A 16,241-nucleotide genomic window follows, 5' to 3' on the forward strand; every position below is an offset into this window, starting at 1 on the left:
CCCTCTGTGCGGGAACCTTGATAATACTCTGGCCCTAAGACAATGCCTTTGAGCCTCGCCCGAAGGCAACGAAACGTGGCGGGCCAAAAGCCCGCCTGTCAAACGATTAAGCCAGAGCTGCTGGCTGGCGCTCGGTCACTGGCGCTGTCGCTGAGAATGACGTCGATACGTCTTCCATCTGACCGGCTTCAAATTTGAGGATCCGATCTGACAGTGAGAAGTAATGCTCGTCATGGCTAATCACAAACACGGTTTTACCCAACGATTTCAGCTCGGGTAACAGTTCACGATAAAAGAAGTTTCTGAAGTAAGGGTCTTGATCAGCGGCCCATTCATCAAAGATATACAGTGGCGTATCTTCCATATAAGACAACAACAGACCCAGGCGCTTTTTCTGACCCTGAGACAGTTCTGTGGTGGATAAAACCCCCTTTTCTACCGTGACTTTCTGATCCAGTTTAAGCTTGCTCAGGTACTGACGAATCTTGTCATCATCTGCCAACATACCGTTGGCATCGATCACTTGTTCAAACAGGTAAAAGTCAGAAAAAATGGTGCTAAAGTGACAGCGATACCAATCCATTGCATGTGCAGCATCGCGACCATCGAGGCGGATACTGCCCTGAGTTGGCGTATATAAGCCACACAACACTTTGGCGAAGGTTGATTTACCGCAGCCATTACCGCCGATCAAAAAGACAATTTCACCCCGCTGGATCTGTGTACTAATTGGCCCAATGGAAAAATGATAGTCGTCGCTGTCATCCCGACGGTATTCATACTCAATGGCTTCAATGTCAAGGGTTTGCCAGTTATGTTCCGGATGCAATGTGTTATCCAGCTGGTCGGTCAGGATCTCCTCGGACAGTTGCAGCTTTTCAATTTTCTGGCTAGACACTATGCCTTCGGCAACCACAGAGTAAGTGTTAATCAATACTGTCAACGGCCCTATTACATACACCAGGGTCAAAACAAAGCTCACTACCACGGCCGTGGCGATACCACTTAAGAATAACTGTGACATAAAGACCACAGAACCCAGCGCCAGGAATAAGATTAAATTGGTCCAGTTGCTCAGAATGATGAAAACAATATGCGCTGATATCGTCGACTTTTTAATCTCCTGAATGTTTGGCGTCACCACATCCTTGTAAAAAAAGCGCTTACGATTGAAGTTGATGTTCAGCTCTTTACCACCGTCGATCAGCGCGCGAAAGTTCTTAAATAAGCTGTCATCCAGCTCACGCACCGCCTGGAAACGTTGTATGCCTAACCCCATCAACAACTGGGCAACCACCATAGCCAGCAACAAAACGCCACCGACAAATAAAAACAACTGCCACGACTGATAGGCCATGTAAGCAAAGCACAGCAGTACCGTTGCCAGGTTATAAGCGACATGTGGCACAGCACTCAGTGTGGCAGTGAGTGACTCAATATCTTTGGTCAAAGTCGCGAAAATACGGTGACCGCCAACGCGTTCAATCTGCTCATAACTGGTCGATAAGACCCGCTGTACCAAATTCTCCCGAATACTCACCATGATTTGAACAGACAACTTCGTCAGTATGTACTGAGAAATCACACTGAAGGTTAAAAATCCCGCCAACGCAGCGAAAAAGATGGTCAGCCCCCGGATCACATCCGAGTCGGGATTAGACACATTTTCTATCTCAGCATTGACCAGTGAGATGATGCCAATGCCAGATAGTGCACTGACCACGCTCAACAAAGTGGCAAGGATGAGGAGTTTCTTATGAGATAAAACTAGCCGATATAACATAAAACAGCCTTGTAATGGTTACTTAAAACTAAAATGGGTATTACTCAGGCTGAGGCGCTGTTGCCTCAGCCTGCCTGTTTGGGTCAAAGAGCCCGGTTTTTCGTGCTGTTAACTCATGCCAGTAGCGTCATGAGTTTGTCTGCCAGACCACTAACATAAGGACTTTTCACCATAGTGACGTGTTTGCCCTGAGTGTTGATGGTCGTGATTTGTGTACTTACATGTGCCTGCAACTGTGCCTGCTTTTGCGCCCAATATGCGTCTCCCAGTTCAGGGGTACTGATCATACTGACTGCACCTTTGAGGCTCGCGTCAGGCTGATAACGCCGTGACCAGTCAACCTGCTGGAAATAAACATTGAACAACCGCTGTGTCATAGCCAGACTAAGCCAGGAGAGCAATTGCTCCTCGCTGTCTTCAGGTTTCAACTCTCTGGCATACGACAGCATGAGTTCCTGCTTTTCAGCATCGCTGATTTCGAACTGTGCCTGATCATCGGTTGCCACTAAACACTCACACAGTAGCAGCTGTGTTTGACACCCTAATGACTCCAGCCTGAGTGCCGTTGCAAATGCCACTGCCCCGCCTGAACTATGGCCCATCAGAACCGCAGGCTCATTCTGAGCACCACGCGCTGTGCGCTCGCTGATAATGGCGTCGGCGTAGCAATTGATGAGTGCATCCCAACTGTCGATATCCGGGTCCTGCTCGCTCATTCCCACCGGCTCCAGACTCATGATCTGTACCTGAGGTAATGCCCGCGCCAGATCCATATAGCCACCACTGGTCATGCCCGCACCTGGGGCCAGATATATCGTTGCAGCCGGGTCAAAGTCCAGTGATAACACAGGGCGAATAGCCTGCCATTCATGGTCATTGTGATCTTCGATTAGCTGCGCCATGGCGCTGAGTATGGGCCGCTCAACTACTTTGTTGATGGCGATACCGTGGGTTTTGAAAATCTGGTCAATGTTCTGCACCAGCTTCATCACCAGCAGTGAATGGCCACCCAGTGCAAAGAAGTTAGCATCGCGGCTGATCTGCTCGGCTGGCAGCTTGAGTACATCGGCCCAGACCTGAGCGAGCATCACTTCGGTGTCACTCTGTGGCGCTTCATAGGCACCAGCCAGTCCCGTCAATTCTGGTACTGGTAATGCCTTGCGGTCAATCTTCCCGTTTGGTGTTTGCGGCCACTGGCTGACAAACATAAAGCTGTCGGGCACCATGTACTCGGCCAGTGCCTCACTGAGCTGTGTTTTGATGGCTGCAACTAATGCCAGCTCATCACACGCCTGTAAAGGCTTCACATACGCCACCAGCCGTTGATTGCCATGCTCATCCGTCAGGGCCATAACCAGCGCAGAATCTACGTCGCTGTGCTCACCGATATAAAACTCAATTTCGCCCAGCTCAATACGCAAGCCACGGATCTTCACCTGATGGTCCATCCGGCCCATGTATTCAATATTGCCGTCCTCACGGTAGCGCACTAAATCACCGGTTTTGTAGAGGCGCGGGCTGCTGTTCGCAGCACTGGCATCGAAAAATGGGTTGGTAATGAAACGCTCTTCAGTCAGCTCGGGGCGATTGAGATAGCCACGTGCCAGGCCCTCACCGCCAATATGCAACTCGCCACACGCTCCCTGAGGCAGCAGATTAAGCGCTTCATCGAGCACCAGTAACTGAATATTCTGAATCGGCTTACCAATGGGCACACTGCTGCCATGAGGTTGCGCACAATCCCAATAGCTAACATCGATGGCTGCCTCCGTTGGCCCATACAGATTGTGCAGTTGTGCCGTCGGTAAACACACCTTAAATTGCTCAACATGGCTTATCTGCAATGCCTCGCCACTACAGAACACCTGCTGTATTGAAGTGCAGCGGCTCAAATCGCCGTGCTCCAACATCACACCTAACATAGAAGGCACAAAGTGCAGCTTAGTCACACCTGTGGCTGTGATCAGCTCGCTCAGATAGGTAGGGTCTTTGTGCCCACCCGGTTTGGCAATCACCAGCTCAGCACCTTTGAGCATCGGCCAGACAAACTCCCAGACCGAGACATCAAAGCTGTAGGGCGTCTTTTGCAGGATTTTGTCTGAAGTATCGCAGCCATATTCCGTGTCCATCCAGTCGATGCGGTTGTGCAGCGCATGATGCTCCAGTAGCACGCCTTTGGGTTTGCCTGTTGAGCCTGAGGTATAGATCATATAGGCCAGATGCTGCGCCGTAAGTCCGATGTCGCTCGCCGGGATATTGTTTTCGTCATAGGCATCAAAATCAAACCCGTCCAGTGCCACAACCTCGGCCTCACCCAGTTCGACACGATTGGCTACCGCGCGGGTGCTGAGCACCACATCGGCACGGGCATTCTCAACCAGATAGTTGAGTCGTGCCGCCGGTAGCTCAGGATCCAGCGGGACATAAGCCCCTCCGGCCTTAAGAATACCCCAAATACCAATCACCATTTCAAAGGAGCGCTCCACACACAACCCAACCAGTGAATCCGGCCCTACACAATGGGTGTCTCGCAAATAATGCGCCAGCTGATTGGCCTTGCTATTGAGCGCGGTATAAGTGAGGGTCTGAGCCTCAAAACGCAATGCAATGTTGCCCGGTGTCGCTGCGACCTGCTGCTCAAATAACTGATGTACACACACGTCGCGCGCATAGTTTTGCTCTGTATCATTCCACTCACTCAGATAACGATGCTGCTCGTCATCTGGCAACACCCTCAAGGAGGCAACCGGCTGCGGTGAGTCACTTTCAAGCATCTCCAGCAACTGAGCCAGTGCTGTGACCAGATAATCATTAATTCGCTTACCATGAACACTGCTGTCCACTTGCAGCGTCAGGGAAAAATCACTGCCAAGGTCATCGACCGACATCACACACGGGTAGTTAGTGCGCTCTTTCACACCCAAGAGTTTCAGCTCCGCCTGCTCGTCTGGCGCACTGACGTCGTGAGAATGACGATAATTGAGTACTGCGCTGAACAGGGGCATATTGCCTTCGACGCCCGAAGCCTGAATGGCATCAGAGAGCGGAGCCTGCTCATGCGGCAGCAACGCCTGAAGGGCACTATGCACGTTATGCAGGGCATCGCGCGCGGAGCGCTGGTCCAGTGTCACACGGATCGGCAAAGTATTAATCATCATACCCAGCATCTGTGCCATCTCAGGACCACCTTGCATCCGACCAGATAACACAGTGCCAAACACCACATCTTGCTGACCCGCGCAGGCTGCAACAACCCGGCCCCAGGCCAGATGAAATAACGCGGCCGGGCTCATCGCCTGACTTTTTGCATAATGCCTGGCCCGGCGTGCAAGCTCAGTCGGAATACGCTGTTTAAACTCATCAATGTGGGCACCATCCCCGTTTACTTCACTGAGCCCGAACGGATAAGCCGGCTGATCAAAATCCCCCAGTTGAGCTCTAAAGTACTGCTGACTGTCATGATGTTGTTGGTCATGCAGCACCCGGGCAATGAAGTGGCGATACGACGTGACAGCAGGCAAACTGGCAGCTCCCTCGCTTTCAATCTGGGCCAGCTCTGCCATCAGAATGTCCAGCGATACGTGGTCAATCAGCAGGTGATGCACCTTAAGCACCGCATAAATTTGCTGCGTTTGCTTATCCTCCATGGCCTGCAACTGCATCATAGGGGCAGATTCAAGCTCAAGGCGGTGTGCACCCTGTGCGACGTAGTTCTCGAATACGGTTTGCACGTCCTGCCCGGCTTTAACTGGCAGCCATTGCGCGGCAATTTGCACAGCTCTCAATACCACCTGAACCGGCTCTGTGCGGCCGCGCCATAAAATCGCAGTGCGCAATACATCGTGGCGGGCTATCAGGGTATTAAGCTGTGCTTCCAGTAGTGATAATAATTCTGGCTGTGAGAAAGAAAAAGCCATGGTCGTCACATAAGGGTCGCGACCATCGCTCAGGGTATGCATTGCCAGGATCCCCTGCTGCAACGGCGCAAGCGGATATACATCCTGGATGTTTGCGGCCCCGCCCGGCACTTGTGCAGTGATCTCATCTATCTCATCTTGCGCTAATGTGATCAGATTCAGCAACTCAGGCGTCAATTCCGTGCAGTCTGGTTTGATCGGGTTCTCGGGTACCACAAACCCCTGCCCGGTGTCTGCTGTGAGTAAGCTCGCCATCTCGGCCAGGCTACTACTGGTGAATAACGCCTGACTGTCAACCTGATAGCCGCGCGTTTTGAGCTGCGCTATCAGCTGGATCACCAGCAGCGAATGGCCACCCAGCGCAAAGAAGTTGGCCGAGGTACTGAGCTGTGCCGGGTCGCGCTCAAGCAACTCAGCACATACTTCCACTACAACCTGCTCAGCGGCACTGACAGGCGCGGTGTACGCAGCTTGCGCATCAATAACGTCGGGCTCAGGCAGCGCACGGCGGTCTATTTTACCGTTACCAGTCAATGGCCAGTGTGTCACCAGCACCAGCGCGTCCGGGACCATATAGCCAGGTAAAGTGCGTGCCAGAGTCTGACTTAACTGAATGCTGTCAGTACTGCCATTCTCGCGCGCCGCGGCCGTCAATTCTGCATAAGCCACCAGCCGCTTGTGGGTGTCTCCTTTAACAACCACCAGCGCGCTGGCGACCTCTTCAAGCTGTGAGATATGCTGCTCAATTTCGCCCAGCTCAACCCGGAAACCCCGGATCTTAACCTGATCGTCAGTACGGCCAATGTATTCAACCACGCCATCGCCACGCATGCGCACTAAATCACCGGTGCGATAAAGACGCTGATAGGCCGCTGGCTGAGCCTCATCGTAAAACGGGTTAGCGGTAAACTTCTCTTCGCTCAGCGTTGCTAAGTTCAAGTAGCCCAGCGCCAGTCCGGGACCACTGACACACAACTCCCCGACACAGCCCTGCGGCACCCATTCATTGCCGTTCAGCACCATCACACTGTCACCCTGCAGTGCCCGGCCAATCGGTACGGCACTTGCCGGGTCAAAGTCGGCAGGCACCGGATAGCAACAGGTAAAGGTGGTGTTTTCCGTCGGCCCGTAGCCATTGACCACTTGTACGTCAGGTAACGCCTTCTGCACCCGGGCCACCGCCTGAGGCTCCAGCACATCGCCCCCGGCCAGCACCGTGCGCAAAGCACGCAAGCGCTCAGGCGCGTCACCACATGTTTTGCTCCACTCACTAAATAGCCCGGCAGTCAGCCACATGGCATTGACCTGCTGAGTTTCAATAACCTGCTCCAACGTCTCCAGTGTGATGTGCGCTTCTGGATAAAGCACGCAACGCCCGCCATTGAGCAGCGGGCCCCAGATCTCCAATGTGGCCGCATCGAAGGCCACGTTTGCGGCTTGTAAAAAGACCGTATCCTGATCCAATGTCATAAAGTTCGGCGACATCACCAGACGGCTGATAGCCCGATGCGGCACCACAACGCCTTTAGGCAGGCCCGTCGAGCCTGAAGTATAAATCACATAAGCAGCGCTTTGTGGTTCGGGCTGAGATGCTGTAACGGGGGCAGAACCAAAACGCGCAAATTCATCACACCCGGCAATCGTCAGCTCAGGTGTCAATTCCAGCGCCTGCACCGAACTGCCACTGACTAAATCACGGTGCGCTTCACAGGTGATCACGTGCTGCAGCTTAGCATCAGCCATGATGTGATCAATGCGGGACTGCGGATAATCCGGGTTCAGCGGCACATAGGTTGCGCCACTTTTTAACACCGCCAGCATGGCCACGACCATTTCAATGCCCCGCGGTAACAATAATCCGATATGTGCCTGGCGACCTTGCGCGACCAGATAGCGCGCCAGCCGGTTAGAAGCCAGATCAAGGTCAGCATAACTCAGCTGCTGTTTACCGCAAACCAAGGCAACATTCTGTGCTGCGCGGTTTACACTTCGGCTAAACAGCTCAGTCACGGTTAATTGCGCCGCCTCAACCAGCTCGCCTGGTGCCATCAGCGCTTTTTGCTGTGCCACTTCATCCGAGTGCAGTGCGTTGATTTCATTCAGCAGCGGATTGCCGCCACGCCTCGTGGCATTGGCCAGGCGTTCGATGACCGCCATCAGCTGCGCGTTAAACCGTGCAATCAATTCAGGGCTGAACAGGGCTTTGTCGTATAACCAGTTAATCGTGACACCCGACTCATCCAGGCTCAGGTTAAGCTCTATATCAAACTTACAAATGGGCTCATCGCTCATCAGCGGCGTCATACTCAGCTTAGGCAAAGCCACGCCAGAGGCTTGCTCGGCGGCAACGCCATAGTCTGAATTGGTAGTCAGTACTATCTGAAATAAAGGCGTATGAGCACTGTCACGCTCAAGGTTCAGTGCCTCAACTACCTGATCAAACGGTACGTCCTGATGGGACTGTGCCTGCTGATTGACGCTACGAATATGCGCCAAAAAGTCTGCCAGTGTCTCATGATCTGTACTTGCTCTTAGCACCAGGGAGTTTACGAAAAAGCCAATTAACTCTCTGAGTTGTGCATCACTGCGATTGGCAACCGGCGTGCCTATGACGATGTCCGAGCTGCCACTAAAACGTGCCAGAGTCAGTGCCAGCGCTCCGTGCATCAGCATAAAGGGACTGAGCTGATGTTGCTCGCTAAGCTGACCAAGCGCACTGGCAACGGTCGCATCCAGTGAGGCATCATACTTGCCCCCCAGATAGCCCTTATGAGCAGGCCTTGAGTAGCTCAGTGGCAAGCCATGTAATGCTGGAATATCTGCCAAGGTGCGACGCCAGAAATCCAGCCCACTGGCGAGCACTTCGTCATTTAGCCAGGCGCGCTGCCATTGTGCGTAGTCTTTGTATTGCAATGTCAGTGTTGGCAGAGGACAGCTTTTGCCTTGTGCCAGGCTGGCGTAGAGTGCAAAAAACTCCTGGCTGAGCACCGCCATCGACCAGCCATCCGACGCAATGTGATGCATGTTAAGCAACAGGTAACCCTGTGCCTGTGTCTGATCTGCGGATAACCCCAGGTCTACCCAGGTTGCCCGGATCATCAGGTCCTGACTCAAATCAAAAGGCGTCCGGGCGTCCTCCTGGATCAGTGAATCCAGCGCCTGTTGCGCTGCCTGCTCATCATGCTCACTCAAGTCGACACAGGTTAATGTAAAGGCCACATCATCGCGAACAACCTGAGTGGCTTGTCCCTGTTGCGACTGATACACCGTGCGCAGCACTTCATGACGCTCAACGATCCGCGCCAGTGCCTGTTCGACCAGCACCGGCTCAAGCTGGCCTTCAACCTGATAGATCTGTGGCATGTTGTAATGCGCGCTGCCACCATGCAGTTCGTTCAGCATCCACAAGCGCTGCTGGGCAAAAGACAAGGGCGCACTGTTACCGGCCGTTTTGGTCAACACCGGGCGCTTATGGCTACGGGCGTAGAGTTGATGCAAAAACGCTTTGAGTGCGTCCTTGTTCTCTGCCAGCTGACGCTTCAGCTGGCTGTCCATCTCCTTGGGCAGCTTCAGGGTGATTTTTTCATCCTGAGATTGAAAAATAACACCCGCCTGTTGTAGTTGTTGAAAAAGCAACTCAACACTCATAGCTCAAAATCCTCAAATTCATCGTTGTCTTCGCACTGCGGTTCGGCCTGATTGTGGATGGCCTGCACCGAGCCTATAAAACCGGCTATTTGCTGAATATTTTCGCAGCGATATAAATCGGCAATTTGCAGCTCAATCTCAAGTCGCTGATTCAGCTGCTGCAGTAACTTCATGACCAATAGGGAATGGCCACCCAGTTCGAAAAAGTTAGCGCCCGTGCTGATCTGCTCTGGGGGCAGATTCAATAACTCAGACCAGATGGCCACCAGCTGATCTTCCAGCTCATTGGCGGGCGCAACATAGTCGGCCTGCATCAGGCTAAAATCGGGCTCTGGCAGTGCCTGTCTGTCAATTTTGCCATTGCGGGTTAATGGCCACTCTTGCACCAACACAAACGCCGCAGGGATCATGTACGCGGGCAATTGTGCGGCTAAAGCCGTTGCCAGCGCCTGCGTGTGTGTACGAGAGTCTGCCTGCTCACAACCAGCGTTCAATTCAATATACGCAACCAGTTGTTTGTCACCTTCACTGCGCGCTCTGATAGTTACCAGAGACTGAGTCACATCATCCAGCGCTTCCAGCTGACGTTCGATTTCACCCAGCTCAACCCTGAAACCCCGGATCTTGATTTGATCATCCAGGCGACCGGCATAGGTGATCAGCCCATCATCATTACAGCGCACCAAATCACCCGTGCGATACAGCAGTTCTGGTTGCCCGGTTTCGTTAGCGTACGGGTTGTGAATAAAGCGCTCTTTGCTCAGCGCGGGCTGATTCAGATAACCCAGTGCCAGGCCATCTCCCCCCACACACAGCTCACCGACCACGCCTTGCGGCACCCGGCGACCTTGCGGTGTTAAAATCAGTAATTTATCACCCTGAACGCCCTGGCCGATTGGCACACCAGCGCGGATGTCGCTATCTCGTGGTACCGGATAACAACACGTAAAGGTGGTGTTTTCCGTCGGCCCGTAGCCGTTAATCACCGTCACCTCTGGCAGGGCCTGCTGCACTGCACTAACCGCTTGTGGGTTCAGGACATCGCCCCCGGCCAGCACACTTTGCAACGCAAGCCTGTCAGTATCTAGCTCACCACAGATCTTACTCCATTCTGTAAACAGACCTGAGGTCAGCCACAACGCCGTGATCCCCTGCGTACTCAGTACAGAATTTAGTCCCTCAAGGGTGATCAGGCTATCCGGATACAAGACACAGCGCCCACCATTTAATAGTGGCCCCCAGATCTCCAGCGTCGCGGCATCAAAGGCAATATTAGCACTTTGCAAAAACACAGTGTCTGTGTTCAGCGTCATAAAGTTCGGCGCATGGACCAGACGATTCACTGCACGATGGGGCGTCATGACACCCTTAGGTGTGCCTGTGGAGCCTGAAGTATAAATCACGTATGCCAGCGATTGCGGCGTCAACCCGACAGCGCGTGGCAAATCTTCATCACTCAGCGTTGACCAGGCGCCATGTGCATCATCCAGCACAATTTTGCTTAGCGGACTGAAAGCCAGCGTCTGTTGCTGTGCCTGCTCAGTCAATATCACCGTCAGCTGCGTGTCCTCTAACATATACGCCAGTCGCGACTGCGGATAGTTCGGGTCCAGTGGGACATAGGCACCGCCCGCTTTGAGTATGGCTAAACTGGCAACTAGCATGTCGACCGAACGGCCAATGCACAATCCGACCAGGGTACCTGCGCTCACCTGATGTGCTTCACGCAGGTAACGCGCCAGCTGGTTGGCTTTGGCGTTTAGCTGTGCATAACTGAGCGTCTCATTGTCCAATTGCACGGCAATACTATCCGGTGTGGCTTTGGCATGCAGCTCAAACACGTCATGAATACAAGCACTACGCGGATAATCGGCATCATGACTTTGCCAGCTATCCAGCATAGTCAGTTCAGGCTTGCTCAATACAGCCAGGGTTGCGACGGCTTGCTCAGAGTGTTCATCCAGCGCCATGAGCAGTGCACTCAGCGCCGTCTCCATCAGCGCAGCGATCCGCGTTGCCGGTACACTTTGCTCAATCTGATAATCGAGACTGAAACTGTCTCCCTCACCCAGGTCATTCACTGACAAATCAAACGGATAATTGGTGCGCTCACGGGTGCTAAGCAAAGCAATGCCCGGGTCGGCTTGTTCCTGAGCTTGTTCAGGAGCTGCATGAGTCGCTGAATGACGATAATTTAGAATCGCGCTGAACAAAGGCGTATTACCGTCAATCCCGCTGTAACTTTGTGCTTCGGCCAGCGAAACCTGCTCATAGGGTAGCAGCGCCCGCAACGCATCATTGACTTGTTTCAGTGCCACATGGGCAGCCTGATGACCTAAAGACACGCGAATAGGTAAGGTGTTGATCAGCATACCCATCATCCGCTCGATGCCAGCCATGCCATTCATCCGGCCTGACATCACAGTGCCAAACACCACTTCGTCGCGGCCACAACAGGCACTTAAAACCTGAGCCCAGGCGAGATGGAACACAGCCGCCGGGCTGCACTGATGACGCTTACTTAAGGTGCGGATCAGCTCAGATTGTGCGGCACTTAAAGACTGAGTATATTCAACCACCGCGTTGCCATCGCCTGCCACCTGAGCCAGTTCAAACGGCAGAGTTGGGGTGTCGATGTCGCCCAGTAATTCAGTAAAAAACTCGGCCGTATCCAGCAGCGCGCTTTGCGCCATAGAGCGGGCGATAAATTCTCGATACGGTAAAGGCGCGGGCAGTGTCTGCACATCATCAGCTTCGAGTTCATTCATCAGGATCTCTAAAGAAACATGATCCGTAATCAAATGATGGAACTTGAGCATGGCAAAGGTACGCCCCTGCTCGTCTTGCGGGCTGGTGACTAGCTGGATCAGCGGTGCTGATTCCAGGTCAAAGCCATGTGGTCCGCTTGCCACATAGCGGGCAAACTGTACTTTGAGATCGTCCCCACTCAGTGCCAGCTCAGTCACAGGTAATGTCGCTTCACGTAGCACCACCTGCATCGCCTGATCCCGGCCTCGCCAGAACACTGCGGTACGCAGCACATCATGACGCTGCACTAACCAATTTAGCTGCGCCACAAACCCGGCCAGCTTGTCTGCTGAGGCAAACTCAAAACTAGCAGTGGTGACATACGGGTCATGCTCCGGATTTAGAGTATGTACAAACAGCACCCCTTCCTGAAGCGGTGCTAATGGATAGATATCCTGAATATTGCGCATCCCGCCAGGCACAGCCGCTGCAATGACCTCTATTTCAGGTTGTTCCAGCGTTACCAGCGTCAGCATCTCAGGTGTGATGGCCTCACAGTGCGCCGGGATGCGATTGTCAGGGATGGCAAACGCGTCATCAGCCTCATCAATAACGGCGGCCATCGCGGCCAGGTCTTTAGCCTGGAATAGCTGTTGCGCGCTGCTATTAAGATTGTGCTGCTGGAGTTTGGCCAGCAGTTGCATAATCAACAGTGAATGCCCACCCAGCTCAAAGAAATTGGCGGTGGCACTGATCTGATCTTGCTCCAGCCCCAATAACTCGGCCCATAAGCCTGCCAGCAAGCAGGCCAGCTCTGTTTCTGGCGCAACGTATTGGGCGCTGCTTTGTTGCAGTGCGCCGGGCGCGGGCAGGGCTTTTTTATCAATTTTGCCGTTTGGCGTCAGTGGCCACTGTGGCATCACCACAAACAAGCCTGGCACCATATGGGCTGGCAGTTGTTGCCCCAGGCGCGTTTTAATATCGGCTATCCAGCTTGCCTGTTGCGCCTCATCCAGTGCTGTCTCACATGTGAGACAGGGCTGCACATAAGCCACCAGTTGCTGCTGACCATCAACCAGCGTGCGCGCCAGAACCTGTGACAATGCTATGTCTTCAAGCTGATTGAGACGATGCTCAATCTCACCCAACTCAATGCGGAAACCGCGGATCTTCACCTGATCATCGCTGCGACCAATAAACTCAAGTCGCCCGTCCTGGCGATAACGCACTAAGTCACCTGTGCGATACAAGCGTGGGCTGTTATCGTGCTCACCTGCCTGGTAATAAGGATTGGCGATGAAGCGCTCCTCGGTCAGATCGGGTCGGTTCAGATAACCCCGCGCGACACCTGCACCACCCAGATAAAGCTCTCCGACACACCCAACAGGTAGCCGCTCCATCGCGCTGCCTAACACATAGGCCTGGCTGTTCGCTATCACGTGACCAATGTCGGGCACGGACGCTAATTGCCCGGTGAAACGCGCACAGGTTGAATACGTGGTGTCTTCCGATGGGCCATACAGGTTGCATACTTCTGCATCTGGCAAAGCCGCGAAGATCTGATTCACCTGCTGAGCGGTTAACGGCTCTCCGGCCAGGTTGACGGTCGTCAGGCTATCGGGCAATGCACCGACATCCAATAGCGCCTTCATCGCAGATGGCACTGTGTTAATTAAACTGATGTCCAGCGGCTCATCCGCCAGCGTCAGGGCATTTTTAACCACCACAACTTCAAAACCAAAGCTCAGCGGTAAGAAGATTTCATAGACCGACAAGTCAAAGTTCAGCGAGGTCGAAGCCAGTACCCGGCGCAGCGCCGCATCGTCAAAAGCGGCCCGGGCCCAGTACAGCATGGCTACCGTGTTTTGGTGTTCAATCATCACCCCTTTGGGTTTACCGGTAGAGCCAGAGGTATAAATCAAGTAAGCCAGATGTTGCGCTGTCACACCGCTTTCATTGCGGCCAATGTCCGCCGTGGAATAATGAGTGAAAGCACTCCCTTGGGCAACCAAATCGTCCAGCATCACCGCTTGTGCACCCGGCAGCGCCACCGTGTTAGTCAGACTTTGCTGGGTCAGGACGACGCTCAGGCTGGCATCTTCAATCAGATAAGCCAGTCGCTCTGACGGATACGCCGGGTCAAGCGGCACGTAGGCACCACCCGCCTTAAGAATCGCAAGCATCGCGACGACCATGTCTACGCCACGCTCCAGACACACGCCCACCGGGCAATCTGGACTGATATGATGTTCAAATCTCAGGTAATGCGCCAACTGGTTTGCCCGGGCATTGAGTTCGCCATAGCTCAGCGACGCCGCGCCATGTTGTACGGCGCGGCGTTCTGGGTTTTGCGCTGCCTGAGCCTCAAACAGCTCATGAATACAGAGCTCGTGCGGATAATCAATGGCGTTATTATTAAACTGACTGAGCTGCTCAATCTCCGGCTCAGTCAACATGGTAATAGCCGCAATATTGGCTGCCCTGTCGGTATCCATTTCCGCCAGGAATATCAGCGTGTTATCCAAGTGCTTTGCCAGGGTTTCGATACGTTCACGAGTAAACAGGGTCACGTCATACGTCCACTCAATGACACCGCCCTCGTCACTCATTGAGGCATTAATATCCAGATCAAACTTGGTTGTCGCACCACTGCCAGCCATGGGAGTGATGGATAACCCTGCCAGCTCTGTAGTGTCGGAATGCGGTTCACTCACACCATAGTCTGAATTGGTGGTCAGCATTATCTGAAACAGTGGACTGTGCGCGGTACTACGAGGGACTTTCAATACCTCAACCAGTTTTTCGAACGGCAGATCCTGATGCGACTGAGCATCTAAATGCACTTGTCTCAATTGCGTCAGGTAGTCCGTTAGTGGCTGGTCCTGTGTGTCCACTCTCAGGATTAGGGTATTGACAAAAAAGCCGATCAGAGACTCCAGTTCAACCTGACGGCGGTTGGCCACCGGTGTGCCTATCACAATATCATGGTGATTACTGTTACGGGACAACACCAGCGCCAGCGCACCATGGATCAGCATAAACGGAGTCAATTCATAACGCCGGGCAAGCGCTGACAGCTTTTGACACAATTCAGCACTGAGCGGCTGTGACACCACTTCTCCCTGGTAAGCTTTGACGTCTGGCCTTGGAAAATCGAGTGGCAAAGCATGCACCCGGGGCAACTGAGCCAGTTGCTGTTGCCAATAATTGAGCTGAGTTTGCAGCACCTCCCCCTGGAGCCAGTCGCGCTGCCATTGAGCATAATCGGCGTACTGAATCGTTAATTCGGGAAGTGGATTTGGCTGACCATAGCCATAAGCATGGTAAAGCGCGAAGAATTCCCGGATCAGTATGTCCATGGACCAGCCATCGGTGGCGATATGGTGCATGTTGATAAACAACACCCCGGCATCATCCGCACTCAAAGCTAAAAAGCGCACCCGCAGCATAAAGTCCTGCGCCAGATCAAATGGCTGCCCTGCCGCATCATTAATAAACTGCTCAATCCCTGCCGCGTCATCTTGTACAGTCAGGGCCTCTTGCGTCACACAAAAATCTTGCGGGTCGAGCAATGACTGCTGCACGCCCAGATCAGACTGACGAAACACCGCTCTGAGTACGTCATGACGAGTCACTATGTCGCGGAACACACGCTCAATCAGCGCAACGTCAATCTGACCTGTGAGTCTGAACACCATCGGCATGTGGTATTCGCTGGAGCCGCCCTGGATTTGATCCAGCGTATACAGACGCTGCTGTGCAAACGACAGCGGATAACTGCTGAGATCTTCACGACGCGCCACCGGACTCACAACAGAAGCTTCAGTATACTGAGCGAGTGCTTCAATAATGGCACTTTTATGTTGTTTGATCTGCTTTGCGATATCGACCGTGATGGCCCCTTTTTTGGCTTTGGACTTTAATGCCCCATCCTGTAAGAATAACCGGATCCCCGCCTGCTCGAGCTCAACGAGTAGCTGTTTGATATTTTCCATAATGGCTGACTAACTCATATCTGTGTTTAACTGCAAAAGCGCTGTGCCCGTATCGGAGGAACCACTCAGATACCTGAATCGCGCCCATACACCGGCTTAGCCTCTACGACTTAAAACCAGCCTGATTGATCAGACTGGCAGATTGTTTAT

The 16,241-nt window shown here is 53.1% G+C and carries 3 protein-coding genes; all 3 read right to left on the bottom strand.

Annotation, left to right across the window (positions count from 1 at the left end; genetic code table 11):
- Nucleotides 1-106: 106 nt before the first annotated feature.
- The 3 genes from CWC22_RS22825 to CWC22_RS22835 all read right to left on the bottom strand — a co-directional run bounded on the left by CWC22_RS22825 (nt 107) and on the right by CWC22_RS22835 (nt 16,091).
- Nucleotides 107-1,783, bottom strand: a complete 1,677-nt coding sequence (locus tag CWC22_RS22825; protein WP_138537238.1) for a cyclic peptide export ABC transporter — start codon at nt 1,781-1,783, stop codon at nt 107-109.
- 113 nt (nt 1,784-1,896) lie between these two features.
- Nucleotides 1,897-9,348, bottom strand: coding sequence for a non-ribosomal peptide synthetase (locus CWC22_RS22830; protein ID WP_138537236.1), 7,452 nt, complete (start codon nt 9,346-9,348; stop codon nt 1,897-1,899).
- Nucleotides 9,345-16,091 carry a non-ribosomal peptide synthetase gene (locus tag CWC22_RS22835; RefSeq protein WP_138537234.1) on the bottom strand — a complete coding sequence of 2,249 codons (6,747 nt, stop codon included), beginning with the start codon at nt 16,089-16,091 and terminating at the stop codon, nt 9,345-9,347. Before CWC22_RS22835 ends, CWC22_RS22830 begins: the two co-directional genes overlap by 4 nt.
- Nucleotides 16,092-16,241: the final 150 nt, after the last annotated feature.

Source organism: Pseudoalteromonas rubra (assembly GCF_005886805.2).
Lineage (GTDB): Bacteria > Pseudomonadota > Gammaproteobacteria > Enterobacterales > Alteromonadaceae > Pseudoalteromonas > Pseudoalteromonas rubra_D.